Here is a 23972-nt window from a genome sequence, read left to right as displayed (position 1 = left end):
AGCCCTTCTGGTCAGCGGGTCGAGTTGAGGTCGCGCAGGCGTTCGATCTTCGCCAGGCGAAGGGGGGCCCTGGGGTCATCGGCATGCACGCTGGCTGCGGCGAGATCCAGTGCGGCGAGCGCCTGCTCACTCCGACCGTCCCTCATGTGTGTCTCGGCAAGCCCCACGTGCGCCTTCGACGCGTACGCCCCGTCGAGCTGGGCAGAACGCCGGTAGAGAGCCCGCGCGCGCACCGTCGATCCGCCGAGCGCAGCCGGCAGCGCGGCATTCGTGCGACCGGCGACGTAGGCCGCCAACGGATTGTCGGGATGGGCGTCGGCGAGTCGGGTCGCCTTGCGGTTGACCTTCGCGATCCTGAGGGGCCTCAGCGCCCTGCCTCGGTTCAGTGCTGCCAGCCCCTCCACGCGCACGGCTTGCACGCGGAGCTCCGCGTCGTCGGGCAGGGTGCGCAGTCCGAGGCCGGAGAGGAGACGCATGGCCCTCGTGGTCTGCACGTCCAGAGTGCCCTGGTCGGTCAGGTTGGCGGCGATGGAGCGCTCGATGAGCCCGACGATGGTGCGGGCGCTGTGCTCGCGGGCTTCCTCGTCGGGCGCCGAGGCCTTCATGACCAGCCGCCCGACCGCCTCCCTCGCCACGTCGCGCATGTGCTGCACGGCCTCCCAACCATCCAGGCCCGGAGGCACCTGCAGCGCCGGCCCGATGGCTACTGCGCCCATCTCGTCCGTGAGGCGCCTGCTGCCCTTGGGGAGGACGTTCGCCAGGTTGTGGAGCCCGATGGGGATGACGGGCGCACCCGAGGCGAGGGCCATTCGGAAGGGGCCTGTCTTGAAGGGAAGGAGCTCGTCCCCCGGCCCTCGCGTCCCTTCCGGGTACAGCCCGAGGACCTCATCACGGTCCAGGATCTCCTTCGCCCTGGCGAAGATCTCCTCGCTCGGCGCCTCCCGGTTGACCGGGTAGCAGTGCCAGGAGTTGTGCCACAGACGACTCACGGCCCCCTCGAAGGACTCGGCCTTCGTGGGGTACCAGATACGGCCCTGCCGCAGGGCGTTCACCAGAGTGAGCGTGACGAAGTGGTCCGCGTAGCTGGCGTGGTTGGCGACGATGACCACGGGACCTGAGCTGGGCAGGTTCTCCAGCCCCGTGACGAAGTCGAGATGGTTCAGGACGGCCCGGTGGATCATCGGCCGGCTCAGGGACCGCACCGTCGCGTGCTGCGCGCTCATGCCGAGACCGCCATGTTGAGCCGGTGCGCACGGAGCCGCTCAATCGTCGAGACCAGGAAGCCGTGTCGGGCAGCCCACGGGAGGAGCTGCGGAAGACGCAGCATCTCCCCGTCGTCACCCACGATCTCGACGATCGCGCCCATGGGAGCGAGACCGGCGAGGACAGCGAGGTCAACCGCTGCCTCGGTGTGTCCGGTCCGGCCCAGCGTGCCGGCAGGGTGCGCGATCAGGGGGGAAGACGTGACCTGGCCGGTTCAGGTCCGAGCTGGTGGCAGTGGTCGCCGCCAGCACGATGGTGGTCGCGCGGTCGCGTGCCGAGATGCCCGTGGTGACCCCGTGGTCGCAGGTGGCATCGATGCTGACCGTGAAAGCCGTGCCGAAGTCGTCCTCGTTCTTGGTGACCATCGGCGGGAGGTCGAGCTCCCGTGCCCTCTCCGCCGTCATCGGCAGGCAGAGCAAGCCCTTGCCGTGCGTGATCATGAAGTTCACGGCTTCGGGAGTCACGCACTCCGCCGCCATCACGAGGTCCCCCTCGTTCTCGCGGTCCTCGTCGTCGACGAGGACGACCATCCGGCCAGCGCCAATCTCCCGGATGACGTCCTCGATCGGGGCGAGCTCGCTCTCGGCGCGAACCCGCTCGGGTGTCTTCAGGTCAGTGGTCATGAAATCCCCCAAGATGTCGAAGCGGATCAGCTGACGCGAGCCGCCATAATTGATATGTCGTGACATGTAACCGCTTGACCACTGTGAACCCGTGTCATGACATCTAACAAGGGTTCGATTCATTTCTGAGACGAAACCACCCTGAAACGAGGCTGGTGTACCGGCGGACTGGCTGCTGGGGTTGCCACTTCGAAACAAGCGCATACACTCAATGGCATGACATACATATCCCGCCAGCGAGGTCATTGCCATGAGCGCGGGGCCGCCAGATGACGAGCCACGTCAGCACTCTCCTCATCCCGGCGCCAGCTGCCCGCGTGGTCCAGCTGTTGGCGAGCCCGGGCGACTTGGCCGCCTGGAATCCCGCGCTCACCCGGACCTCGGGCAGCCCTGGCGTCATCGCCGACGCAGGCGACTCGTTCGACGTCACGATGCTCCGAGTCCTGCGAGGCACTTTGGAGTACGTGATCGTGTCCCCGGAGCTCGTCCGCATGCACATCACGGTTCCCGGCCTGAGTGAGGACGGGGCGTGGAGCCTGTCGTCGGTCGACGGCGGAACACTGGTCGAGCACCGCATCCTCCAGCGTGGGCGACTGGCGAGACATCTCGCGGGGGAAGCCCCCCGGGTGCCGGCGCTGCGCCTGGGGCGCCTGCGCGACCGCCTTCGCGATCCCGCGACCCAGTGAGCGAGGGCCACGGGCACCGCAGGCCACCCGGTGCTCCCGGAGCGCCATCTTGTCATCCTGCGACCGACAGGGAGCGTCGGAATACGTGTCCTATCATGCGAACATGCCTGCCGGATCTGAGCTGGAGCTCCTGCGCTACGTGGTCCTCGCACTCGAGCGTCAGGGCTCGCGCCAGCTGAACAGCATGCTGAACGAGCTCGAGCTGACAGCGTCGCAGGCAGAGGTGCTGCGCGTCATCGAGACCTTCGGGCCGATGTCGGTGAAGGAGGTCGGCGAGGTACTGGTGTGTGAGTCCGGTAGCCCGAGTCGACTGGTCGCTGCGCTCGTGTCCGGCGGGATCGTCCGGCGTGAGGTGAATCCGGAGGACCGCCGCGAGACGCTCCTCTCGCTCACACCTGCTGGAAGACTCCTCGCAGCCGAGGTCCGCCGGGTCGAGGCAGCGTACGTCCAGTCACTCAGCGCCGACGTCGATGCCGGTGAGATCGCCCAGGCGACGCGCGTCCTGGCGAAGTTGGTCACCGACGAGCGTCTTCATCACGCGCTCGAGCGCCGCTTCTCGAACACCTGGACCGCCTGACGCGCGATCTCGGTTCCCTCGGACGCCTCCACCACCACGGTGCGCACCACTGCGCCGGGGGCACTGATGTCGGTGTCGCCCCGAGCGGCCTCGTTGGCCGCCTCGTCGATGGAGATCCCCAAGTAGCCCAGCCCGCTGGCCATGTCACGCCGCAGCTGGCTGGAGTGCTCCCCGATCCCCCCAGTCACCACCAGGAGGTCGAGCCCCTGGGTGCTGGCTGCCATCGCGCCGACCTCGCGGCGGACATGGTGGACGAAGACGTCGTACGCCAGCGCTGCGTCCGGGTCGCCCTCGCCGCGGGCCGCGAGAACGTCTCGGAGGTCACCGCTGGTCCCGGAGAGTCCGCGCATCCCGGAGTGGTGCTCCAGGACGTCGCGCAGGTGCTCGGGCGCCAGCCCGCCGTTCTGGATGAGCCACAGCACCATTCCCGGATCCACGGACCCGGAACGCGTGACCATCACCAGACCCGCCAGCGGGGTGAAGCCCATGGTGGTGTCCACCGATCGTCCCCCGCGGACCGCGGCCAAGGAGGCACCGGCGCCGAGGTGGCAGGAGACGACACGCATCTCGCGAAGGTCTCGCCCGAGCATCTGTGCTGCTCGGCGGACGGCGTACGCGTGGCTGAGGCCGTGGAACCCGTAGCGCCGGAGCTGCCAGCGTTCGTTCCACTCCTTGGGCAGCGCGTACGTGCTCGCGGACGGGGGCAGGGTCGCGTGGAAGGCGGTGTCGAAGCAGGCGACCGCAGGGGTGCCCGGCAGCAGCTTCGCGACCTCGCGGATCGCGGCGGTGGCCCGAGGGTTGTGCAAGGGCGCCAGGTTGGTGATCGAGTCGAGGTAGTCGAGCACCTCGTCGTCGACCAGCACCGGCTCGGTGAAGCGCGGGCCGCCGTGCACGACTCGGTGGCCCGTGACCTCGGGCGCCGGATGCTGCTCCACGAAGTCACGAATCGGGTCGTCGTGACCGTCCCCCTCCCACCGCTCGATGGTGGTGTCGGCGACCTCGGTGTCACCCTCTCGCAGGGAGAGCTTCAACGTGCTCGAGCCTGCGTTGACGACCAGGACCCGCATGCCCTCAGCCCTCCGGCGCGTTCTGCTCAGGGTCCGCCGTCACCACTTCCGGTCCCCCACCCCGTTGCCACTGCCAGTCCCTGACCTCCGGCATGTCCTCCCCGTGGGCACGGACGTACATTCGGTGCTCGACGAGCTTGTCCTGCAACAGTCCCCTGACGGCCCCACCGACCGTCTCCAGATGGGGAACACGTTCGATCACGTCCATCGCCAGGTCGAAGCGGTCCAGCTGGTTGAGCACCGTCATGTCGAACGGCGTGGTGGTGGTGCCCTCCTCCTTGTAGCCGCGGACGTGGATGTTGGCGTGGTTGTGCCGCCGGTAGGTCAGCCGATGGATGAGCACCGGGTAGCCGTGGTAGGCGAAGACGACCGGCTTGTCGCGGGTGAAGAGCGCGTCGAAATCGGCGTGGGAAAGGCCGTGGGGGTGCTCCCTCTCGTCCTGGAGCCGCATCAGGTCGACCACGTTGACGAAGCGGATGGCGAGGTCGGGGAAGAACTCGCGCAGCAGGTCCACCGCTGCCAGGGCCTCCATCGTCGGGACGTCTCCCGCACAGCCGATCACCACGTCGGGCTCCCGGTCCGGGTGGGTACTGGCCCACTCCCAGATTCCGATGCCCTTGGCGCAGTGGACGACCGCCTCGTCCATCGTGAGGTACTGCAACGCGGGCTGCTTGCCAGCCACCACCACGTTCACGTACTGGCGGCTGCGCAGGCAGTGGTCGGCCACCGAGAGCAGCGTGTTGGCGTCCGGCGGGAGGTAGATGCGGATGACGTCAGCCGTCTTGTTGACGACGTGGTCGACGAAGCCCGGGTCCTGGTGCGAGAAACCGTTGTGGTCCTGGCGCCACACGTGCGAGGTGAGCAGGTAGTTCAGCGACGCGATCGGCCGCCTCCACCCGATCTCGTTCGTGGCCTTCAGCCACTTCGCGTGCTGGTTGAACATCGAGTCGACGACGTGGATGAAGGCCTCGTAGCAGGAGAAGAGCCCGTGCCGGCCAGTCAGCAGGTAGCCCTCCAACCAGCCCTCGCAGGTGTGCTCGGAGAGGATCTCCATCACCCGCCCGTCGACGGCCAGGTGGTCGTCGTCCGGCAGGGTCTCGGCGTTCCAGGTGCGCTCGGTGACGTCGAGGACGTCCTGGAGCCGGTTGGAGTTGTTCTCGTCGGGTGAGAAGAGTCGGAAGCGGTCCATGTTGGCCGCCATCACGTCTCGCAGGAACCCGCCCAGCACCCGGGTGGCCTCCACCGCTCCGGTCCCGGGCGACTCCACCTCCACCGCATGGTCACGGAAGTTGGGCATGTCCAGACCGTGCAGCAGCCGGCCTCCGTTCGCGTGGGGGTTGGCGCTCATCCGTCGTTCGCCCACCGGGTGCAGCGCGGCGATGTCGGGGACCGGTGCCCCGTCGTCGGTGAACAGCTCCTCGGGCTTGTAGCTGCGCATCCACTCCTCGAGGACGGCGCGGTGCGCGTCGTCCTCCCGGGCGTTGGCGAACGGCACCTGGTGCGACCGCCAGGAGCCTTCGACGCGGTGGCCGTCGATCTCCTCCGGACCGGTCCATCCCTTCGGGGAACGCAGCACGATCATCGGCCACGGGCGTCTGGCGACGGGCTGACGACGCGCGGTGCGGGCCTCGTGCTGGATGTCGCCGATCTCGTCCAGGCAGTGGTCCAAGGTGGCGGCGAAGGCTTGGTGCATCTCGTCCGGGTCGGACCCCTCCACGACGTACGGCGCGTGTCCGTACCCCCGCATCAGCGCGTCGAGCTCGTCCGGCGAGATGCGCGCCAGCACGGTGGGGTTGGCGATCTTGTAGCCGTTCAGGTGGAGGATCGGGAGGACGGCACCGTCGCGACGAGGATCGACGAACTTGTTGGAGTGCCAGCTCGCGGCCAGGGGTCCGGTCTCGGCCTCCCCGTCCCCCACGACGGCAGCGACCACGAGGTCGGGGTTGTCGAACGATGCCCCGTAGGCGTGCGAGAGCGAGTAGCCCAGCTCTCCTCCCTCATGGATGGAGCCGGGAGTCTCGGGAGCCACATGGCTGGGGATCCCTCCGGGGAAGGAGAACTGTCGGAAGAGGCGACGCATCCCGGCCAGGTCCTGGCTGACGTCCGGGTAGACCTCGCTGTAGGTCCCTTCCAACCACCCCGAGGCCACCGGGCCTGGCCCGCCGTGGCCCGGACCCATCACGTAGATCATGTCGAGGTCGCGCGCCACGATGGCGCGGTTGAGGTGGGCGTAGACGAAGTTGAGGCCGGGGGTGGTCCCCCAGTGACCCAACAGGCGCGGCTTGACGTGCTCGGGCCGCAGGGGCTCGCGCAGCAGCGGGTTGCCCATCAGGTAGATCTGACCCACCGACAGGTAGTTCGCCGCGCGCCACCACGCGTCGATGCGGCGCAGCTCCGTCCTGCCCAGAGGCTTTCCACCCACAGTGCTGGTCGTGACGTTGCGTCCACCCATGGCTGGACGCTACCGGCGTCCGATGCCCGCGTCGACCCCGTTGCGAGCCTGAACTGACGGGTCGGGCAAGAACCGCCAGGGCCTGACCTCGTCTAGACCGGCTCCCGGCCATGAGCTCTTTCGCCGGACGCAGGGAGGGAGGTGATCCACCGAAGGTTCCGATCGGCGTACGTCGGCGTCGAGCTCGTGGCATCTTGGACGCTCCAGAGCCGAGGCAACAGCGCCAGGCACCACTACCTGCGATCGGGGAAGCCGCATGTCGCACCCTCGGAGGCGGCTGGTCCGCTGGGGAGCAGCCACCTCCCTCGTCCTCATGACGGCTGCAGCGGGGGCCATCGCTCTGCACACAGGTGACTCCCGGGCTCCACGGGCCGTGCACGAGGAGGGCGATTGACCACTCTCCATGTTGGTGGGCGGGGGCGGGAAGTCGACCACAGCACCTGGCCACACGCCCTGGTGGGCGACCTCGGGATGGGCTCACCCCTGTGTCGACGGCGTCGAGGACGCCACCATCACTGCGGTGCGCCACGAGGCGTCGCCCCCACCGCTCCAGATCCGTGCACTGTTCACCTTCACTCCGCCGCTGGACCAGCGCCCCTCCGGGTGGGGAGGCCAGTTCGGTGACGCCTACGGCGTGTACCCGGACTTCGACGGAAGGACGGATGTCGGCACGAACGGCGGCCACGCCTCGCGCGATCTCCCCGTGACGATCGACGTCCCGTGCTCGGACCACCCGGCCCCCGACAACGGCTGGGTCGAGATGCTGACCGAGATCAAGGTGGGGCGTGCAGGGACCCGAGTGGAGGTCACCCATGTCGACTACGAGGCTGGCGGCCGGAAGTACACGTTGGAGTACCGCTGGCAGACCATCCTCTGTGGAGACGCCATCGATGACAGGGACATGTGTCAGGCGCAACGTGTCGACTAGCGCGCATCCACGCGCTTGGTCCTGCGTGCCGCCATGTCCTTTGCCTCCTGTGAGAGTCCCTGAACTACGTACGGCTTTGCCACCGAGGAGAGTGCGGGCGTTGTCAGCAGGTGTAGTCGAACACGCCGAAAATGAGGAAGAGGCCGCCTTCACTTCCCAGTGAAAGCGACCTCTGACCTGCGGTTTCTCGGTCGGGCTGACAGGCAGGAATCGCTCGGCCTAGCCGCCGACCGGCTCGCCGGACAAGGACCGTTCCTCTGCGTCGCCCCCAGACGCCTGCCAATCCTTCACAGCATGAACCAGGCAGCCATGGAACGTCGACACCGCAACGGACGACGACTGGCCCGCGCAGCCGTGTCACTCGGGGCAACCGCAGGGCTCGCGTACCTGCTGGTCATTGCCGTCTTTCTCGCCGTCTTCCAATGCGGCGACACCTGCAGCGACGGTTACGCCGGAGACTGGCGGTACAAAGCTCAACTGGTGCTTGCCACGACAGGCGTCGTCCTGGGGTAAAACCTGCCGGGATCTTGCCGCCGCATTCTTCCGCTTGGTCAGAGCGGTGACCAGATACCTCTGGGATCGACGAAGAACGGTTTCCCCGGTCGAACGCGGTACGTATGTCGTCTAGCGGCGACACGTCAGGCTCAAGATCGTGGACAACAGCGGTGTCACGCAGTCGGCGAAACCTGAATGCTCGAGGGCGTTGGTCGTGCACCATGCAGCCCATGAGCGATCAGCTGAAGAACGAGACCGAGCCGCGTACCCTCCGGGCTGGCGTGCTGTGGGGCCTTGCCGCGGGAGCCTTGATATGGGCCCTGTTCTTCTTGCAGGCGACCACGGTCGACCTGTACTCCTGGGAAACGACCGTTGTGCCCGCGTTGACGCTCATCGCGCTCGCCGCTGGCGCCCTGGCGGTTGCCCGACCCGCGCTGCGGCGGTTCGGGGCAGGCCTGGCGCTCGGAGCGCTCGCTGTACTGCCCCTGGCGCTGGCTGCGATCCTGGTGCTGTTCTCCGTGCTCAACCTGGAGTAGGAACTCCCGAGCGCGGGCGCGCAGCTAACCGGAGACGCGGGCTGCCGCCCCGGTCGGGGTGACGACGCTGATGCGGTGCGAAGCCACGACGCTCGTCCAGGTAGGCGCGGATGACCTCGGCCCAGCGAAGCTCGTTCGCCCAGTCGTTTCGGCATCGGCAGGAGCAGCAGGAAGGCATCAGCGCGGCGCCTGTTCGTCTCCGCGCTCAGCGGTCCCCGATCGCCGACTTCAGGCGACGGAAGTGCTCCTCGAGCGACCCGGTGGAGTGCGGCGCCACCGGCGGCCGGGTGGTCGTCTGGTGGCGCTTGAAGTGGTCGTTCAGGCTCGCAGCCTTCAGCGCTGCCGCCCACCCGCGTTCTGCCGCGGCGCGGACGTTGTGCCGTCGAGGTACGCCTTCCAGCCCTCCACGCTCCCCTTGGCACGGCTCAGCAGCGCCCTGAGCGGGTCATCCGGGCTCTCGCGGGCCCTGCTCGGGAGGTTCTTGAGGAGGTTCCGGGTGAGGTGCCATTCGCAGCGGCGGGCCTCGGCGTTCGGCCAGGTCGCAACAGCGGCCTTTGCTGGGGATACCGCCTTCGGCGACCACACTCGTACAAAACGGCCTGCACCCCAACGCATGGGACTCCATCAGGGCGGAGATCGCCACGGTCCGAACCCGTGGTCCTGACCAACCGACCGCACGACCCACGATTCGGCCTGCCCAGCAACCGCCGACGTTCTGAGGACCGCCATGCGCAACGGATACCGCCGCCCCTACACGCCACGAAGCACGGTTGAGCGACTGATCGTTCTAGCCTCCGGGACCTCGGCGCCACACGACGAGACACAGACTGGTGTCGACGTCTGCCCGGACGTCCAGGTCGTTATCGAGCCCGACGCCTGACACTTCCTCCAGAAACGTCCCTCGGCACCCGCTAGACCTACCCACCACGCGGGCCACCCGGGAGCCAAGCGCACGGCCATGCCAAAGCCTCCGGCCCGCCGGCGGAGGCCTCATCCACAGGTTCGGCGACCGACGTGCACCTGAGTAGCGCAGGGACAAACCTGTCCCCACGACCACGAAGGAGAGCACCATGAGTACGACACCTGACACCTCGCCGGTGTGCACGATCCTGACGATCGACCAAGCAGCGACCTACCTGTCCATCCCCAAGGCCACCCTGTACACGTGGCGGACCCAACGGGTCGGCTACGGACCGCGGGCGGTCAAGATGGCAGGGAACCTGAGGTACCGTCTCGCCGACCTCGACGCCTGGATCGAAGACCACGCCGAGAGCTTCACCGACGACGAGGGAAGCCCTACGGTTCCCGCGCCCCGGGACGGGACCTCACTCTCCCGCCGCAGTCACCCTCGCTGAGGAGGAAGCCATGTCAGTCGGCCGGCCGAGCCTGCCGGTGGGCACGTGGGGCGACTTCACCTTCACCCAGCCCCGCAAGACCGCATGGCGTGCACGTACACGCATCCGTGACCTCGACGGCGTGGTGCGGGAGGTCACGGCCACAGGAACCACCCGCGCAGCGGCGGACAGAGCTCTGCGCGTCAAGCTGGCCGACCGGTCCACCCCTCGCGAGAGTGCGATCACCTCCAGTACGACCGTCTCCAAGCTGGCGCAGACGTGGATCCAGCATCTGCGCGACGAAGGCCGCCTCGAGAACACGACGATTAACGAGTACCAGCGAGTCCTCGACAACATCGTCATCCCCGAGATCGGAGGACTGAAGCTCAGCGAGGTCACCACTGGCCGTCTGGATTCCTTCATCCTGCGCTTGCGGCAGGTCAGCGTGAACCGCCAACGCAAGACCAAGGTTGTCCTGGGAGCGATGTTCGGCCTGGCGGTGCGCCACGACGCGCTCGTGGTCAACCCCGTCCACCAGACGTCCAAGGTCCATCGCGAACGCCAGGAGGTGCGCACCCTGACGGTGGAGGACCTGGAGATGGTGCGCCGTGCGCTCAGGGCATGGGAGGAGGAGCATCGTCCTGGCCCTCGGGCCACGAGCGACATGGCCACCATCATCGACGTCATGCTGGGATCCGGCGCGCGCATCGGAGAGGTGCTGGCCCTGCGCTGGAGCGACCTCGACCTGGATTCCTCACCCCCGGTGGTGGTCCTCAACGGCACCATCAAGAACGAGAAGGCCAAGGGGACCTACCGTAAGGCCACCCCGAAGACCGACGCCAGCGTCCGCACCGTGGCATTGCCCGAGTTCGCAGCCCAGGCGCTACGTCGACGCCGCACCCAAGCGGCACCGTCGGCGATCGACGCCGTGTTCCCGACCCGCAACGACACGTGGCAACAGGTCTCCAAGGTCCAGCGGCGCTGGCGTGCCATCCGTTCCGACTTCGGTCTGGACTGGGTCACTCCCCACACGTTCCGCAAGACGGTGGCAACCCTGATCGCCCAGGAGCTGAACCCCGAGGTCGCCGCCCAGCAACTGGGGCACACCTCATCCGAGATCACGCGCCGGTTCTACATCTCCAAGCCGACCCTGGCAGCGGACGCCTCGGCCCTCCTGGAGCGCCTCGGCAAGGCTCCCGGAGCACCTGGGACGGACGACGAAAGCCCCCCTCAAGAGGGCGCCGACGACCGAATAAAAGGGGACTAAGTGGGGAAGAGGCCCTTTAGTGTCAAATGACGAACCGCCTCTGACCAGCGTTTCCGCTGGCCAGAGGCGGTTTTCGGTCGGGCTGACAGGATTTGAACCTGCGACCCCCTGGAGGGATCGGGCCTACTTTGTGAAGGCCCCAGATTCCGGAAAATTGACGGATTCCCTCGTGATTTCAAGGGTTTGAGCGACGTGCTGGACCCCAGCATATCGGATCATTCAGGGTGTTTTGCCGATGGTTTGTGGAGAGTTTATGGAGACCTTCCAGTCCCGGCCCGTCGTCAGCGCGGCCGGCGGCGATCAAGGTTGGTCCAGAACGAGTTCGGTGGCCCACGCGGCGAAGAAGCGCCGCAGTTCATCAGCCTCCTCGGCATCGACTGGAATCTCATCGTCGCGGAACCGGCCGAGCGTGGACACCATCTGTCCGAGGACCCGGGTGTCGAACCCTGGGTCGATGAGTCCCGCCTCGTCGAGCAGCGTTGCCTTGCCGAACCGGTGAGCCAGTACGTTGAATCGCACTGGGTTTGGTTCCGCTTGATCAGTCAGGATGGGAACGATGGCCAGGTATGGTGTGTCCCGGGTCCTGCGGAGTTGGATTAGTGGATTCTCGTGCCACACGAACCCTTCAGGAGGGGTGGCATGGGACGACGCGGGTACCCGCCGGAGTTCAGGAGATAGGTTCTCGATCTGCTGGAGGCAGGGCGCAGCGTGGCCGAGGTCGCCCGTGATCTACAGATCAGCGACCAGTCGATCTACAGCTGGCGGCGTCAAGACCGGATCGACCGGGGCCTGGTCCCCGGTCTGACAAGTGCTGAGAAGGCCGAGCTCATCGCCGCCCGCAAACGCATCACGGATCTCGAGACCGAGCTGAAGGCCACGCGACGCGCGATGGAGCTGGTCCGAGAGGTGGTGCCCCCAAAAGGCGGTTCGAAGCCATCGCAGTGATGGCTGACGAGGGGCTGCCGGTCGAGGTCGCCTGCCGAGTCCTGGACGTGTCAGTCTCGGGCTACTACGCCTGGCGAGCTCGCCCACCCTCGCAGCGGGCGATCAGACACGCCTGGCTCACAGACGTCATCCGGGAGGTTCATCTCGCCTCACGCGGGATCTACGGATCGCGGCGCATCCATGCCGAGCTGGTGCTCGGCCACCACATCGCCGTCAGCCACGGCCAGATCGAGCTCGTCATGCGACGTGCGGGCATCCGCGGCGTCGGCGGCCGACCCAAGTGGCGCCGGACCAAGCCCGACACGATCGCCAGCGACCTGGTGAATCGCCAGTTCGACCGCCCCGGGCCCATCCAGCTGTGGGTCACCGACATCACCGAGCACCACACCCGCGAGGGCAAGGTCTACTGGGCCGTCGTGCTCGACACCTACTCCCGACGCGTCGTCGGCTGGTCCATCGACTCCTCACCCACCGCCGCGCTGGTCACCAACGCCCTCGGGATGGCCATCGACAGCCGTCTCGACCCCTCACAGCCCACCGGCACTGTGATCCACTCCGACCAGGGAGTTCAATTCGCCTCCTGGGCATTCACCCGCCGCGCCAAGGAGTCCGGGCTGGTGGCCTCGATGGGCTCGATCGGCGACTGCTACGACAACTCCATGATGGAGTCATTCTGGTCCCGCATGCAGGTCGAGCTCCTCGATCGCCAGCGCTGGCGGACCAGGATCGAGCTGGCCAACGCGATCTTCGACTACCTAGAAATCTGGCACAACCGACAGCGACGACACTCCGCACTCGGAATGCTCTCACCAGTACAGTTCGAAGCACAGGCACCATCAACCGTGGCCTGAGAATCCATCCTCCGGTCTCCACTGTTCCCGGGGCACCCCAGGGCCTCCGGACTTCCCGGGGCGGTTCAATTGCCGTCGCCGGGGTTGGTGGGAACAGCGCAATGAATACCGCGACAAAGCTGCCACACATTGTCAGCCCCTCGGGCGGACCCGGCCGGGCGCACCCAGGACCGCAAGAAAGAGCGCCTGCGAAGATGCCGGCCAACCGGTTGATCACGGTGAACTCCGGGGCCTACTGCTCATGACGATCGTGGGTCCGTAGTCGTCGGTGACGTCTACTTGGAAGTCGCGGTCCGGGAACGATTGCGCAGCGTGAAGCTCCCAGCTTCGAGCGATACGCGCAGCCAAGATCTCAAGGGCACGCTCTTCAACTTCACCTTCTGGTTCGAACAGGTCCCAAAGGTGGAGATGGTTCACCGCGCGCTCGATGGACACGGAACTGCCCGCCTCGCTCGACCACCACTGCTCGAAGTTCTCTGGGCTGTAGCGGTCCTTCAGGAGCACGCATCCCCGCTCGAGAACGAGATCCGGAGCGAGCAACCTGGCGAAGAAGAAGGCGCTCGCCACGCCCAGATGTTCGGCCATGTAGGCGTAGGCATCAGGTGGAGGCTCGAAGCCGGAGCGCCACGCGTGGAATGCGGGAAGAGATTCCGAATCGAATTCATTCAAGACCCATCAGCTCCTCTGGTGTGGCTGGCCGGACCGTTGATCCGGGGCGCACGAACACCTCGCCGGTCGCCGGATTGACGTGCCTTTCGAACTCCACGACGTGGGGCGTCTCGACACCCCCGTGAGCACGTCCCGTCACGTCGACTCGTTTCATCGGCAGCCCATCGGGACCATATGTTTGGTAGTGCGTGACCCCACCGTCACTGCCGCGTCGGACCAGGATGTCGTCCGGTGCGGCGTAGCGGGGGAACCGGCCCGATACGACCCTTGAGCCTTGGACCACTGACCGTGCGCTGTTTGCGGCGGTCGCCGCGGGCGTCTTGAGCCTAGCAAGCTTGCTGAGTTTTCCGGCCCCCCCGGCTGCCCCGGCGCCGGGGATTCCGAAGATTTCGCCGCAAAGGTACGCGAGGCTGGTGGAGTCGGCGCCGGTGGTCTCGTTGATCCAGTCGGCTGCGTTCTTGCCGTAGGTGACTCCGCCGCCGGCTAGGTAGTCCTCGCAGTTGTTCCTGAAGGCTGCGTGGCAGTTGGCTGCGAGGTCTCCGAGTCCGGCCGCTCCTCCCACGACGCCGGCTGAGAAGTCCGTCTTGGCTTGTTGGGGGTTGCTGACGAGGTCGTTGACCTTGTCAGCTCCCCATTCGATTCCTTCGTCGAGCCATTTCGGCCATTCGCCGGTGGGGTCTGTGTAGGAGCCGGGGTTGTTGAAGGCGTACTGGTAGGTGGTGATGCTGGCCAGTGTCGGCGGTGGGGTGAGGGGGTCGGGGGCGGTGAACCGGCCCCAGTTGGGGTTGTAGTCGCGGGCCCGCAGGTGGAGCTCGCCGGTGCCTGGTTCGGTGATGGCGCCGGTGTACCCGAAGGCGGTGGGGGGCGCGCCGGGTGCGATGGGTGTGTCGGTCAGTGGGACGCCCCAGGGGTCGTGCTCGATGGCGCGTTGGGCGGTGCCGGTCTGGTCATAGGTTTCGTTGACTGATCCGGTGGCGTCGGTGAGGTAAAAGGTTTGGGTGTCGCCTCCGGGGGCGTCGATGGTGGTGCTGGCGAGGGGTTCGCCCGTGGGGCGGTAGCGGTGGGCTGTGGTGTCACCTGCGGCGGTGGATGTGGCCAGGATTGGCAGGGCGTTGTTGATGTCCCACGACCAGTTGGTTGTGCCAGCGGCGGTGGTGATGGTGGCGCGTTGCCCGGTGGCGGTGTAGGTGTAACTGGCTGCGCCTGCGGGGCCTGTGGCGGTTTTCAGTTGGCCTAGCGCGTTGTAGGTGCGGCCGCCGGTACTGAGTTGTCCGTCAGGGGTCCAGGAGTAGGACGTGGTTCCGGGGGTCCGAGCCCGCACGCTGCCGTTGGCATTGGTGCGGAAGTCGATCTCCCCGAAGGTGCCGATCGGCGTACGCGGCCTAGCCACGGGTCACGACCGATCCGCTGGTCGGTGGCCCGGAGACTCCTCGCGATGGTGCGCCAGCCAGTCGCGTACGTCGCAGGCGGCGAACTTCAGCGAACGGCCCACGCGGATGGCGCAGGGACCTCTGCCCGCGACTCGCCAGTCGTAGATCGTGGTGACGGGAACGCCGAGGTATTCGGCGAGCTCTTCGATGTTCATCAGCGGCTCCAGGCCGCGTCCGGGAGGGATGTCGGTGGTCATACCCCACAGGTGCGCAGGGACGTCCGAGACGACCGGGGAGGTCCGTGAGAGGTCCGAACTCGGCACCCCATGCGCCCGTTCGACGGGCTCGCGGCAGGAGTTTATGGAGAGTTTCTGGAGGGCGGTTCAAATCTTCGAGTCTTTCCTGAACGGAAACCCGCGACTCTCCGAGACCGAAAACCCGCCTCTGACCAGCATGTTTACTGGTCAGAGCCGGATTTGTTCGGTCGGGCTGACAGGATTTGAACCTGCGACCCCCTGACCCCCAGTCAGGTGCGCTACCAAGCTGCGCTACAGCCCGAAGTTCCCCTTGCGGGCAACGGGGAATAACTTACCCCAGAGGGATCCTGATGCACATTTCGGGGTCGATCCACGGGCGATGCGTCTCGGCGGGTCCACCTTCAGCCTCATTCCACCCAGAGCAGGAACAGCACTGCTGCCCCCTGCCAGACGAATCCGACCCACGCCGTGCCCCACCCGGTCCCGCCACGACCGCGAGCCGAGGCAGCAGAGACGGTCCACAGCATTCCCAGGGCACTCCAGCCAGCGCCGTAGAGACCGAGGATCACTGCCCCCACGGTGTCCATCCCCCCGTCCGCCGCAGCCAAGCTCCAGCCGAGCAGGACGCCGGCGCAGCCCAGGGAGAGGGAAGTCAGTTGCAGCGCCATGAAGAGCGGTCTCACGTCCGTGAACATGGCCCCACTCTCCGCGCCCTGACGGTCACCGTCATGAGCACCGGGGCCCAGTTCGTCAGGTTGACACACAGTTGCGCCGAGGGGCGCAGGACAGTGTCCTGCGCCCCTCGGCGGCCATTCGGTTGATGTCAGTCAGCGCTTGCGCTTCTCGCGCACCCGCTGCTGCAGCACGATCGGGGTCCCGACGAAGCCGAACTCCTCGCGCAGACGACGCTCGATGAAGCGCTCGTACGACGCGTCCAGCTTGCCGGAGGTGAAGAGGATGAAGGTGGGCGGCGCCGTGGACGCCTGCGTGCCGAAGAGGATCTTGGCCTGCTTGCCGCCGCGTACGGGGTGCGGGTGCTCAGCCACGAGGCGGCCCAGGAAGGTGTTGAGGGCACCCGTGCCGATGCGGGTCTCCCAGCCCTCCAGCGCCTTCTCCAGCGCGGGGACGATGCGGTCCACGTGCCAGCCGGTGCGCGCGGTGATGTTGATCCGCGGCGCCCAGCGCACCTGCACCAGGTCGCGCTCGATCTCGCGCTCCAGGTAGTAGCGGCGCTCCTCGTCGACGAGGTCCCACTTGTTGAAGGCGATGACCATGGCGCGGCCGGCGTCACGGATGGTCTGGATGATGCGCATGTCCTGCTCGGAGATCGACTGACCACCGTCGAGCACCAGCACGGCGACCTCGGCGCGGTCGATCGCGGTCGAGGTGCGCAGCGAGGCGTAGTACTCGTGGCCGGACGCCGTCTTGACGCGCTTGCGGATGCCGGCGGTGTCGATGAAGCGCCAGGTCTTGCCGCCCAGCTCGATCAGCTCGTCGACGGGGTCGACGGTCGTGCCGGCAGCGTTGTCGACGACGACCCGCTCCTCACCGGCGAGCCGGTTGAGCAGGGAGGACTTGCCGACGTTGGGCTTGCCGACGATGGCGATGCGACGCGGGCCACCGATCTCGTCGAAGCGCTCCTCGGGCAGCTCGGGCAGGGCCTCGAGACAGGCGTCGAGCAGATCGCCCGAGCCACGGCCGTGCAGCGCCGAGATCGGGAAGGGCTCCCCCAGGCCGAGGTTCCACAGGCCGTACGCCTCGGTCTCGGTCTTCAGGTCGTCGACCTTGTTGGCGGCCAGGACGACCGGCTTGCCCGACTTGCGGAGCACCTTGACGACCTCGGCGTCCGCGTCGGTGATGCCGACGGTGGCGTCGACCACGAAGAGGACGGCGTCGGCCAGGCTGACGGCGATCTCGGCCTGCCCGGAGATCATCGCAGCGAGGCCCTCGGCGTCAGGGTCCCAGCCGCCGGTGTCGACGACGGTGAACGCGCGGCCGTTCCAGTTGGCGTCGTACGAGACGCGGTCGCGGGTCACGCCGGGGCGGTCCTCGACGACGGCCTCGCGACGGCCGATGATGCGGTTGACGAGGGTCGACTTGCCCACGTTGGGCCGGCCGACCACGGCCAGGATCGGCGTCGGGCCGGTGACGTCGTCAGCGTTGACGTCGTCAGGGAAGTCGGTCATGGTGTTCCTCGCTTCGAACCCGCTCGGGGCATGTTGTCGGACTGGGGTGTCGGGAGAGGTCCCGGCAGTTCCCGCCCGGTCAGGGCACGGGCACGCTCAAGCTCACCGAGCAGGTGCTTCCTGAGCAACGTCGTGGTGGTGCGCACTTGTTCCCGGGTCCGGGGCCATTCCTGCTGAGGCGTGCGCCACGCCTCACCGTAGACGATGTCGATGCGAGCACCGCGCCTCGGGATCGAGTTCTTGGCCCCGCCCGGCTCACGAGTGCCGAAGAACGTGACCGGGACGACAGCCGCTCCGGTCACCATCGCGAGGTAGGCAGCGCCGCCACGGACGACGTCGTACGTGCCGGGGCCGCGGTGCCCCTCGGGGAAGACGCCGAGCACTCCCCCGCCGCGCAGCACCTGCAGGCTCCTGCGCACCGCGCCCATGTCGACCGCGTGGCGGTCGAGCGGGATCTGGGCCGCCCGGGTGAGGAGACGTCCTGCCCGGCCCTGGAACATCTCGACCTTGGTCAGGGCGTGGACAGGACGCGGCCCGAACGCCACCAGCAAGGGACCGTCGAGCACGCCGATGTGGTTGGCGGCAAGGATGACCGGACCGGTCTCGGGCACGCCCTCCAGCCCGGCGACGCGCACGTCCCACCAGCGACGGGCGGCAGCAGCCGCACGGGGCGCCTGACGGGCGAGCCAGGTGGCCTCCAGCGGCCCCGCGCTGCTGCGTGGCAGCTGGCCCGGGGTCACTCGGAGTCCCGGACCGCCTGCACGAGCGCGATGACCTGGTCGATGACCTGGTCGAGCGTGTACGGGGTCGTGTCGATGTGGGTCGCGCCCTCCGGCATGGTGAGCGGAGCCGTGGTGCGCGAGGAGTCGATCGCGTCGCGGGCCAGGAGCGACGCCTCGGTCGCGGCGACGTCCGAGCCGCCCTCCTCCAGGGCCCGGCGGGCAGCGCGAGCTCCGGCGTCGGCGGTGAGGTAGAGCTTGACCTGCGCGTCGGGGGCGACCACGGAGCCGATGTCGCGGCCCTCGACGACGATGTCGCCGTCGCCGATGATCTCGCGCTGCAGCTCCAGGAGCCGCGCCCGCACCTCGGGCACCGTGCTGACCGGACTGACCGCACCGGTCACGGCCTCACCGCGGATGGCCTCGCCGACGTCGACCCCGTCGACGTGGATCGTCGGGGCCAGCGGATCGGTGCCCGACACGATCTGCGGGGTGGCGGCGTACGCGGCCACCGCGGCCGCGTCGTGCACGTCGACGCCCGCCTGGAGCATCGCCCAGGTCATCGCGCGGAACATGGCACCGGTGTCGAGGTAGCGCAGCCCGAGTCGCGTGGCCACGCCGCGGGAGGTGCTGGACTTGCCGGAGCCCGACGGTCCGTCGAGGGCGATGACGATTCCTGGGCGGGGCGAGGTCTGCGCGGTGGTCACGGGCGCTGAGCCTACCGGTGGGTGGTCCACCCGCGGGATTCGAGAGAGTCGAGGAGGTGCTCGGCGTGCGCCTCGTCCACGACCAGCTCCACCAGTCCGACGGGGCGGGCCGGGTCATGGTCGATGCGGATGTCCTCGACGTTGACCTCGCTCTCCACGGCGTGGGCGAGCAGCTTGGCCAGCTGGCCGGCCGTGTCGGGCACCGACACCCACACCGAACGCATGGGGCGTGCCGGGCGGCCGTGCTTGCCGGGGATCGCCCGCGTGCCGGCGGCCCCCAGGGCGAGGACGCCCTCCAGGGTGGCCCGGTCACCGGTCCGGATGGCGCTGATCACCTGGTCGAGCTGGTGACGCACCTCGCCCAGCAGGTCGAGGACGGCTTCGGAGTTGGCGGAGACGATCTGCCCGTAGAGCGTCGGCTCGCCCTCGGCCACCCGGGTGACGTCACGGACACCCTGGCCCGAGAGGGCGAGGTGGTTGGGAGGCGCGGTCGCCAGACGACCTGCCGTGAGCGCGGCCATCAGGTGCGGGACGTGGGACGTGCGCGCCACCGCGCGGTCGTGCTCGTGCGGCGTGAGCCAGACCGGCACGGCACCGGTGGCCTTCACCAGCTCCTCCACCGTCTCCACCGCCTCCACGTCGGCGTCGAGGTGGGGGGTGATCGCCCAGGGGCGACCTTCGAAGAGCGCCTCGTGGCCCGCCAGCGGTCCCGACCGCTCGCTGCCGGCCATGGGGTGGCCACCGACGTAGCGGGCGACCTCGGGGTGCGAGGAGACCGCGGCGAGGGGCCCGGACTTCACCGAGCCGACGTCAGTGACGACGGTGTCCGTGCCCGCCGTGGCCGTGAGGACGTCGCTGATGACCTGGCCCAGGTGGTCGGGCGGTACGGCCACGACCACGACCTGCGGCTGGTCCCCCGCCTGGCGGGCGCGCCCGGCGCCCAGGCCCGAGGCCGTACGCACGTGCTCGGGCAGCACGTCGCTCAGCAGCACCTCGAGGCCCGCGCGGCGGCACGCCAGTCCGACGGACGTGCCGAGCAGGCCCGTGCCGATGACCTCGACGGGACCGACGAGGCGCGGCGTCGGTGTCTCGGGGGTCTCAGGGCTCGCGTCGCTCACAGCTTCACGCTGTCCAGAAGCACGCCCAGCTCCTTCGTGGTCAGTTCGCGCATCTGCCCCGACGGCAGACGCCCCAGGTCGACCGGTCCGAACTTGGTGCGGGTGAGGCGCAGCACCGGGTGGCCGACGTGGTCAAGCATCCGACGGACGATGCGGTTGCGGCCCTCGTGGATCACCAGCTGGACGATGGTGCGGCCCTGCGCGTTGCCGCGCCCGGCCTCCACCACCTTGATCCGGGTGACCGCGACGGGACCGTCGTCGAGCACGATGCCGGCCTTCAGCGCCTTGAGGGTGGAGGGGTAGACCGCACCCTCGACCTCGGCGACGTAGGTCTTCTCGACCTCGAACGAGGGGTGCGCCATCCGGTGGGCGAAGTCGCCGTCGTTCGTCAGCAGGATGAGCCCGGAGGTGTCGGTGTCGAGGCGCCCGACGTGGAAGAGCCGCTCGGGACGGTCGGCGACGAGGTCACCGAGGCAGCGCCGCCCCTCGGGGTCCGACATCGTCGAGACCACGCCACGCGGCTTGTTGAGCACCAGGTAGACGTGGGCGGTGATCGGAGGCAGGCGCTGGCCGTCGACGCGGATCACCGCGGTGGCCGGGTCGACCTTCGTGCCGAGCCGGGTGACGATCTCGCCGTCGACCTCGACGTGCCCCTCGAGCATCAGCTCCTCGCACTTGCGTCGCGAGGCCACGCCCGACTGCGCCAACAGCTTCTGCAGACGGATCATGCCGTCCTCGTCGGTGCCGATGTGGCGGCGTTCCTCGGGAGTGTTCATCAGTGCGTCGACTCGCTGTCGTGGTGGTCCGGGATGGGGGTTCCATTCTCCGCGGCGGCGCCACCCTGCTCCACACCGGGACCGACCAGGGCACTGAGCTCGTCCTCGAGGTCCTCCATGTCCGGGAGGTAGGGCGCCAGCTCCGGCAGGTCGTCGAGGCTGGTCACGCCGATCCGCTCGAGGAAGTAGCTGGTGGTCCGGTAGAGGTGGGCGCCCGAGGTGTCGTCGGTGCCCGACGCCGCGACGAGGCCGCGCGAGACGAGCGTACGCATGACGCCGTCGACGTTCACGCCGCGGATCGCCGAGACGCGGGCGCGGGAGACCGGTTGCTTGTAGGCGACCACCGCCAGCGTCTCGAGCGCCGCCTGGGTCAACCTGGCCTGCTGCCCGTCGAGCACGAAGGCCTCGACCGCCCCGGCGTAGGCCTCCCGGGTGTAGAAGCGCCACCCGCCTCCGACGTTGCGGAGGTCGAAGCCCCGCTCCTGCGCGGTGTACTCCTGCGACAGGTCGGCCAACGCTGCCTCGACCTCGGCCACCGGGTGGCCGACCGCGGAGGCCAGGGCTGACGCGTCCTGGGGCTCGTCGGCGACCATCAGTACCGCCTCCAGCGCGGGACGCAACGGGAACGACGCCTGGGCGTCGTCGGCCCCGGACTCCCCCGCGACGTCAGCGGACGACTCAGCCATCTCCTGGCTCATGCTGCTCCTCCTGCTCAGGTGGTACGTCGTCGTCCGGCGCAGAGCCGTCGAACTCGTCGGTGATCTCCACGTCGGCGTCGTCACTGCCCGTCCACCGCACCGTCAGCTCCCCCAGCGGGGTCACCTGCTCGAACGAGATCAACGACTCCCGGAAGAGTTCCAGGAGGGCGAGGAAGCGGGCGACGGTGGTCAGCTTGTCGGGTGAGTCGCCGCAGAGTGCGCGGAACGTGAGCGTGCCCTGGCGACGCAGCCGGTCGACCACGATCTGGGCCTGCTCCCGCACGCTGACCTTCGCCGAGTGGATGTGCTGGAGCGACACCTCCTGCACCGGCCTCGGGGTCATCGCCTTGGCGGCCAGCTGGGCGAACTGCTCGAGTCCGACACCGATCAGGACCTCGGGCAGGAGCGAGGCGAACCGCTCCTCCATGGTCACCGAACGGGGATGGCGCAGCGACTCGCCCGCCAGGCGCTTCTCCAGCACGGCAGCGACCTGCTTGAACGCCTTGTACTGGAGCAGGCGGGCGAAGAGCAGGTCGCGCGCCTCCAGGAGCGCCAGGTCCTCCTCGTCCTCGACGTCACCCTGCGGCAGCAGCCGAGCGGCCTTGAGGTCCAGGAGCGTGGAGGCGACCAGGAGGAACGAGGTCGTCTCCTCGAGGTCCCACACCGGACCGGCGGCCTTCACGTGGGCGATGAACTCGTCCGTGACCTTCGACAGCGCAACCTCGGTCACGTCCATCTTGTGCTTGGCGATCAGCTGGAGAAGCAGGTCGAACGGGCCCTCGAAGTTGTCGAGGCGCACGGCGAAGCCCTGCGTCTCCGCCGGGCTCGGCTCCACGTCCACCTCGCCGACGACCGGCGCCACGGGGAGCGTCACTCCTCGGTGAGGCGACGGACCAGGGCGCTGTCCTCGCCGTGCGCCTCGAGGTCCGCCAGCACCATGGCCACGGCCTCCCGCACGATCCGGCCCCGGTCCACGGCGAGCCCGTGCGCGCTGCGCAGGGTCAGGCGCGCGTGCTCGAGCTCGAGCAGCTCGTCAGAGGTGACGTAGACGGTCATCTTCTCGTCGTGGCGCACACGACCGCTGGTCCGGCGCGACGCCGCCTTCTTGGCCGCAGCCTTCTTCGCGGGCGCCTTCGCCGTCCGGGGAGCCCTGTCGACGTCCGGGACGGCGCGTACGACTGGCTCCTCGGGAGCGTCGGCCGTCGGCCGGAAGAGCTCGTCCGCCGAGGGGACACTCACCCGTCGAGCCACCGGGCGAGCACCTCCCTCGCGAGCTGGCGGTAGGAGTCGGCGCCCGCCGACGAGGAGGCGTACGTCGTGATCGGCTCACCGGCGACGGTGGAGTCCGAGAACTTCACGGTGCGGCGGATGACGGTGTGGAAGACCTTGTCGCCCCACGCCTGGACGAGCCGCTCCATGACCTCGCGGCTGTGCAGGGTCCGGCCGTCGAACATGGTGCCCAGGACGCCGTCGACCTCCAGCTTGGGGTTGAGACGCTCCTGGACCTTGTCGATGGTCGTCTTGAGCAGCGCGACGCCGCGCAGGGCGAAGTACTCGCACTCCAGCGGAATCAGCACGCCGTCAGCCGCCGTGAGGGCGTTGACGGTGAGCAGGCCGAGCGAGGGCTGGCAGTCGATGAGGATGACGTCGTAGCGGTCGAGGGCCGGAGCCAGCACGCGCTGCAGCGTCTGCTCACGGGCGACCTCGTGGACCAGCTGCACCTCGGCGGCCGAGAGGTCGATGTTGGAGGGCAGCAGGTCCATGCCCGGCACGCCAGAGGGCACCACGACCTCGTCGAAGTCGACGTCCCGCTGCATGAGCAGGTTGTAGATCGTGTAGTCCATCTCGTGCGGGTTGAGGCCGAGGCCCACCGAGAGCGAGCCCTGCGGGTCGAAGTCCACCAGCAGGACCTTGCGGCCGTACTCCGCCAGCGAGGCGCCCAGGTTGATGGTGGTCGTCGTCTTGCCGACGCCACCCTTCTGGTTGCACATGGCAACCACGCGGGCGCGTCCGTGCTCGGCGACCGGCTGCGGCTCCGGGAAGTCCGGGAGCGGACGTCCGGTCGGGCCGATCTCCATCTCCCGGGTCACGGGGATGGGGAAGGCGATGGGGTCACTCACGCGGGTCTCGTCTCCGGGATGGGTTCTCGTGGTCGGCGAAGCAGCCGCCGTCGGCGGGGTGGTCAAGGGAGGCATCTCGGTGGCGTTGCTGCCGGGAAACTCCGGAATCGATCCGTCCACTCGTCACCTCACCGCACTCGTTGTCGACACGGTTTGTCGACACGACGACTTCTCGCCCTGCTGCGCGACTCTAGGCCCCCCGAATCCGGCGTCACAACCCGACCACCGAAACCCCCAACCCCGTGGCCGGATCTGTGCACGGCTCCCCCGCGGCGTCCACAGGCTCTGTCCAGCTGTGGAGAACCCTGTGCAGGCGGAATCGGTGTGA

25 protein-coding genes, 1 tRNA gene and 1 pseudogene are annotated in these 23972 nt (G+C 68.3%); 7 read left to right on the top strand and 20 right to left on the bottom strand.

Annotation, left to right across the window (positions count from 1 at the left end):
* Positions 1–11 precede the first annotated feature (11 nt).
* Genes FCL41_RS07430 through FCL41_RS17620 form a run of 3 tightly spaced genes read right to left on the bottom strand, consistent with a single transcriptional unit; the run spans position 12 to position 1952 of the window.
* Positions 12–1223 carry a lysophospholipid acyltransferase family protein gene (locus tag FCL41_RS07430; RefSeq protein WP_137065446.1) on the bottom strand — a complete coding sequence of 404 codons (1212 nt, stop codon included), beginning with the start codon at positions 1221–1223 and terminating at the stop codon, positions 12–14.
* Positions 1220–1429, bottom strand: a complete 210-nt coding sequence (locus FCL41_RS17625) for a 3,4-dihydroxy-2-butanone-4-phosphate synthase (RefSeq protein WP_275403782.1) — start codon at positions 1427–1429, stop codon at positions 1220–1222. Before FCL41_RS17625 ends, FCL41_RS07430 begins: the two co-directional genes overlap by 4 nt.
* Positions 1395–1952 (bottom strand): 3,4-dihydroxy-2-butanone-4-phosphate synthase, encoded by a 558-nt coding sequence (locus FCL41_RS17620; protein ID WP_217496790.1) that lies wholly within the window; start codon positions 1950–1952, stop codon positions 1395–1397. The genes FCL41_RS17625 and FCL41_RS17620 overlap by 35 nt, the downstream gene beginning before the upstream one ends.
* A 203-nt stretch (positions 1953–2155) precedes the next feature.
* On the opposite strand from FCL41_RS17620, the gene FCL41_RS07420 reads away from it, so the two are divergent.
* Together FCL41_RS07420 and FCL41_RS07415 are read left to right on the top strand one after the other, a co-directional pair.
* Positions 2156–2572, top strand: a complete 417-nt coding sequence (locus FCL41_RS07420; RefSeq protein WP_137065444.1) for an SRPBCC family protein — start codon at positions 2156–2158, stop codon at positions 2570–2572.
* 103 nt (positions 2573–2675) lie between these two features.
* Positions 2676–3149 carry a MarR family winged helix-turn-helix transcriptional regulator gene (locus FCL41_RS07415; RefSeq protein ID WP_137065443.1) on the top strand — a complete coding sequence of 158 codons (474 nt, stop codon included), beginning with the start codon at positions 2676–2678 and terminating at the stop codon, positions 3147–3149.
* On the opposite strand, the gene FCL41_RS07410 is transcribed toward FCL41_RS07415, so the two are convergent.
* Both FCL41_RS07410 and FCL41_RS07405 read right to left on the bottom strand, forming a co-directional pair.
* The gene (locus tag FCL41_RS07410; RefSeq protein WP_137065442.1) at positions 3107–4216 is read right to left on the bottom strand and encodes an acetate/propionate family kinase; all 1110 of its coding nucleotides are present in this window, start codon (positions 4214–4216) and stop codon (positions 3107–3109) included. The genes FCL41_RS07415 and FCL41_RS07410 overlap by 43 nt on opposite strands.
* A gap of 4 nt (positions 4217–4220) precedes the next feature.
* Positions 4221–6668 (bottom strand): phosphoketolase family protein, encoded by a 2448-nt coding sequence (locus FCL41_RS07405; protein WP_137065441.1) that lies wholly within the window; start codon positions 6666–6668, stop codon positions 4221–4223.
* A 520-nt stretch (positions 6669–7188) separates the two neighbouring features.
* Here FCL41_RS07405 and FCL41_RS07400 point away from each other — a divergent pair.
* From FCL41_RS07400 to FCL41_RS07385, 4 genes are all read left to right on the top strand, one after another.
* The gene (locus FCL41_RS07400; protein ID WP_137065440.1) at positions 7189–7596 is read left to right on the top strand and encodes a hypothetical protein; all 408 of its coding nucleotides are present in this window, start codon (positions 7189–7191) and stop codon (positions 7594–7596) included.
* A 725-nt stretch (positions 7597–8321) separates the two neighbouring features.
* Positions 8322–8627 (top strand): hypothetical protein, encoded by a 306-nt coding sequence (locus FCL41_RS07395; protein WP_137065439.1) that lies wholly within the window; start codon positions 8322–8324, stop codon positions 8625–8627.
* A 1070-nt stretch (positions 8628–9697) separates the two neighbouring features.
* Positions 9698–9982, top strand: a complete 285-nt coding sequence (locus FCL41_RS07390; protein WP_137065438.1) for a helix-turn-helix transcriptional regulator — start codon at positions 9698–9700, stop codon at positions 9980–9982.
* Positions 9983–9992: 10 nt separating this feature from the next.
* Entirely contained in the window at positions 9993–11228 is a 1236-nt protein-coding gene (locus FCL41_RS07385) for a tyrosine-type recombinase/integrase (RefSeq protein ID WP_137065437.1), read from the top strand.
* Positions 11229–11528: 300 nt separating this feature from the next.
* On the opposite strand, the gene FCL41_RS07380 is transcribed toward FCL41_RS07385, so the two are convergent.
* Positions 11529–11747, bottom strand: a complete 219-nt coding sequence (locus FCL41_RS07380; protein WP_137065436.1) for a hypothetical protein — start codon at positions 11745–11747, stop codon at positions 11529–11531.
* Between the two features lie 168 nt (positions 11748–11915).
* Between FCL41_RS07380 and FCL41_RS07375 the strand changes: the two are divergent.
* A pseudogene (locus FCL41_RS07375) lies at positions 11916–13024 on the top strand (IS3 family transposase).
* Between the two features lie 213 nt (positions 13025–13237).
* On the opposite strand, the gene FCL41_RS07370 reads toward FCL41_RS07375, so the two are convergent.
* The 14 genes from FCL41_RS07370 to FCL41_RS07305 form a co-directional block, all read right to left on the bottom strand.
* On the bottom strand, positions 13238–13693 hold the full coding sequence (locus FCL41_RS07370; RefSeq protein ID WP_137065435.1) for a hypothetical protein: 456 nt from the start codon (positions 13691–13693) through the stop codon (positions 13238–13240).
* Positions 13686–15083 carry an RHS repeat-associated core domain-containing protein gene (locus FCL41_RS07365; protein ID WP_137065434.1) on the bottom strand — a complete coding sequence of 466 codons (1398 nt, stop codon included), beginning with the start codon at positions 15081–15083 and terminating at the stop codon, positions 13686–13688. The genes FCL41_RS07370 and FCL41_RS07365 overlap by 8 nt, the downstream gene beginning before the upstream one ends.
* Before the next feature lie 3 nt (positions 15084–15086).
* Positions 15087–15320: a helix-turn-helix transcriptional regulator gene (locus FCL41_RS07360; protein ID WP_239021832.1), complete on the bottom strand. Its 234-nt coding sequence runs from the start codon at positions 15318–15320 to the stop codon at positions 15087–15089.
* A gap of 227 nt (positions 15321–15547) precedes the next feature.
* Positions 15548–15621, bottom strand: a tRNA-Pro gene (locus FCL41_RS07355).
* A gap of 106 nt (positions 15622–15727) precedes the next feature.
* On the bottom strand, positions 15728–16015 hold the full coding sequence (locus tag FCL41_RS07350; RefSeq protein WP_137065433.1) for a hypothetical protein: 288 nt from the start codon (positions 16013–16015) through the stop codon (positions 15728–15730).
* A 132-nt stretch (positions 16016–16147) separates the two neighbouring features.
* Positions 16148–17506 carry a ribosome biogenesis GTPase Der gene (gene der, locus FCL41_RS07345; protein ID WP_137065432.1) on the bottom strand — a complete coding sequence of 453 codons (1359 nt, stop codon included), beginning with the start codon at positions 17504–17506 and terminating at the stop codon, positions 16148–16150.
* Positions 17503–18246 (bottom strand): lysophospholipid acyltransferase family protein, encoded by a 744-nt coding sequence (locus tag FCL41_RS07340; RefSeq protein ID WP_137065431.1) that lies wholly within the window; start codon positions 18244–18246, stop codon positions 17503–17505. The genes der and FCL41_RS07340 overlap by 4 nt, the downstream gene beginning before the upstream one ends.
* Positions 18243–18932, bottom strand: a complete 690-nt coding sequence (gene cmk, locus FCL41_RS07335) for a (d)CMP kinase (protein WP_137065430.1) — start codon at positions 18930–18932, stop codon at positions 18243–18245. The genes FCL41_RS07340 and cmk overlap by 4 nt, the downstream gene beginning before the upstream one ends.
* 11 nt (positions 18933–18943) lie before the next feature.
* Positions 18944–20050, bottom strand: a complete 1107-nt coding sequence (locus FCL41_RS07330; RefSeq protein ID WP_137065429.1) for a prephenate dehydrogenase — start codon at positions 20048–20050, stop codon at positions 18944–18946.
* Positions 20047–20826 carry a pseudouridine synthase gene (locus FCL41_RS07325; RefSeq protein WP_137065428.1) on the bottom strand — a complete coding sequence of 260 codons (780 nt, stop codon included), beginning with the start codon at positions 20824–20826 and terminating at the stop codon, positions 20047–20049. The genes FCL41_RS07330 and FCL41_RS07325 overlap by 4 nt, the downstream gene beginning before the upstream one ends.
* Positions 20826–21524, bottom strand: a complete 699-nt coding sequence (scpB, locus tag FCL41_RS07320; protein ID WP_137065427.1) for an SMC-Scp complex subunit ScpB — start codon at positions 21522–21524, stop codon at positions 20826–20828. The genes FCL41_RS07325 and scpB overlap by 1 nt, the downstream gene beginning before the upstream one ends.
* Positions 21505–22386, bottom strand: a complete 882-nt coding sequence (locus FCL41_RS07315) for a segregation and condensation protein A (protein WP_239021831.1) — start codon at positions 22384–22386, stop codon at positions 21505–21507. Before FCL41_RS07315 ends, scpB begins: the two co-directional genes overlap by 20 nt.
* A gap of 8 nt (positions 22387–22394) precedes the next feature.
* A complete protein-coding gene (locus FCL41_RS17005; RefSeq protein WP_170970215.1) occupies positions 22395–22775 on the bottom strand; it encodes a hypothetical protein in 381 nt (126 codons plus the stop codon).
* Entirely contained in the window at positions 22760–23602 is an 843-nt protein-coding gene (locus FCL41_RS07305; RefSeq protein ID WP_239021861.1) for a ParA family protein, read from the bottom strand. Before FCL41_RS07305 ends, FCL41_RS17005 begins: the two co-directional genes overlap by 16 nt.
* Positions 23603–23972: the final 370 nt, after the last annotated feature.

Source organism: Nocardioides jishulii, from assembly GCF_006007965.1.
In the GTDB taxonomy this organism is placed as follows: domain Bacteria; phylum Actinomycetota; class Actinomycetes; order Propionibacteriales; family Nocardioidaceae; genus Nocardioides; species Nocardioides jishulii.
This window is presented reverse-complemented; position numbering and strand designations above follow the sequence as displayed.

Coding starts and splice junctions, on each gene's coding strand:
- FCL41_RS07405 (WP_137065441.1), bottom strand. CDS start 6,668: ATGGGTGGACGCAACGTCACGACCAGCACTGTGGGTGGAAAGCCTCTG.
- FCL41_RS07420 (WP_137065444.1), top strand. CDS start 2,156: ATGACGAGCCACGTCAGCACTCTCCTCATCCCGGCGCCAGCTGCCCGC.
- FCL41_RS17620 (WP_217496790.1), bottom strand. CDS start 1,952: ATGTCACGACATATCAATTATGGCGGCTCGCGTCAGCTGATCCGCTTC.
- FCL41_RS07325 (WP_137065428.1), bottom strand. CDS start 20,826: ATGAACACTCCCGAGGAACGCCGCCACATCGGCACCGACGAGGACGGC.
- FCL41_RS07390 (WP_137065438.1), top strand. CDS start 9,698: ATGAGTACGACACCTGACACCTCGCCGGTGTGCACGATCCTGACGATC.
- FCL41_RS07415 (WP_137065443.1), top strand. CDS start 2,676: ATGCCTGCCGGATCTGAGCTGGAGCTCCTGCGCTACGTGGTCCTCGCA.
- FCL41_RS07395 (WP_137065439.1), top strand. CDS start 8,322: ATGAGCGATCAGCTGAAGAACGAGACCGAGCCGCGTACCCTCCGGGCT.
- FCL41_RS07350 (WP_137065433.1), bottom strand. CDS start 16,015: ATGTTCACGGACGTGAGACCGCTCTTCATGGCGCTGCAACTGACTTCC.
- scpB (WP_137065427.1), bottom strand. CDS start 21,524: ATGAGCCAGGAGATGGCTGAGTCGTCCGCTGACGTCGCGGGGGAGTCC.
- FCL41_RS07430 (WP_137065446.1), bottom strand. CDS start 1,223: ATGAGCGCGCAGCACGCGACGGTGCGGTCCCTGAGCCGGCCGATGATC.
- der (WP_137065432.1), bottom strand. CDS start 17,506: ATGACCGACTTCCCTGACGACGTCAACGCTGACGACGTCACCGGCCCG.
- FCL41_RS07385 (WP_137065437.1), top strand. CDS start 9,993: ATGTCAGTCGGCCGGCCGAGCCTGCCGGTGGGCACGTGGGGCGACTTC.
- FCL41_RS07360 (WP_239021832.1), bottom strand. CDS start 15,320: ATGACCACCGACATCCCTCCCGGACGCGGCCTGGAGCCGCTGATGAAC.
- FCL41_RS07305 (WP_239021861.1), bottom strand. CDS start 23,602: ATGGAGATCGGCCCGACCGGACGTCCGCTCCCGGACTTCCCGGAGCCG.
- FCL41_RS07410 (WP_137065442.1), bottom strand. CDS start 4,216: ATGCGGGTCCTGGTCGTCAACGCAGGCTCGAGCACGTTGAAGCTCTCC.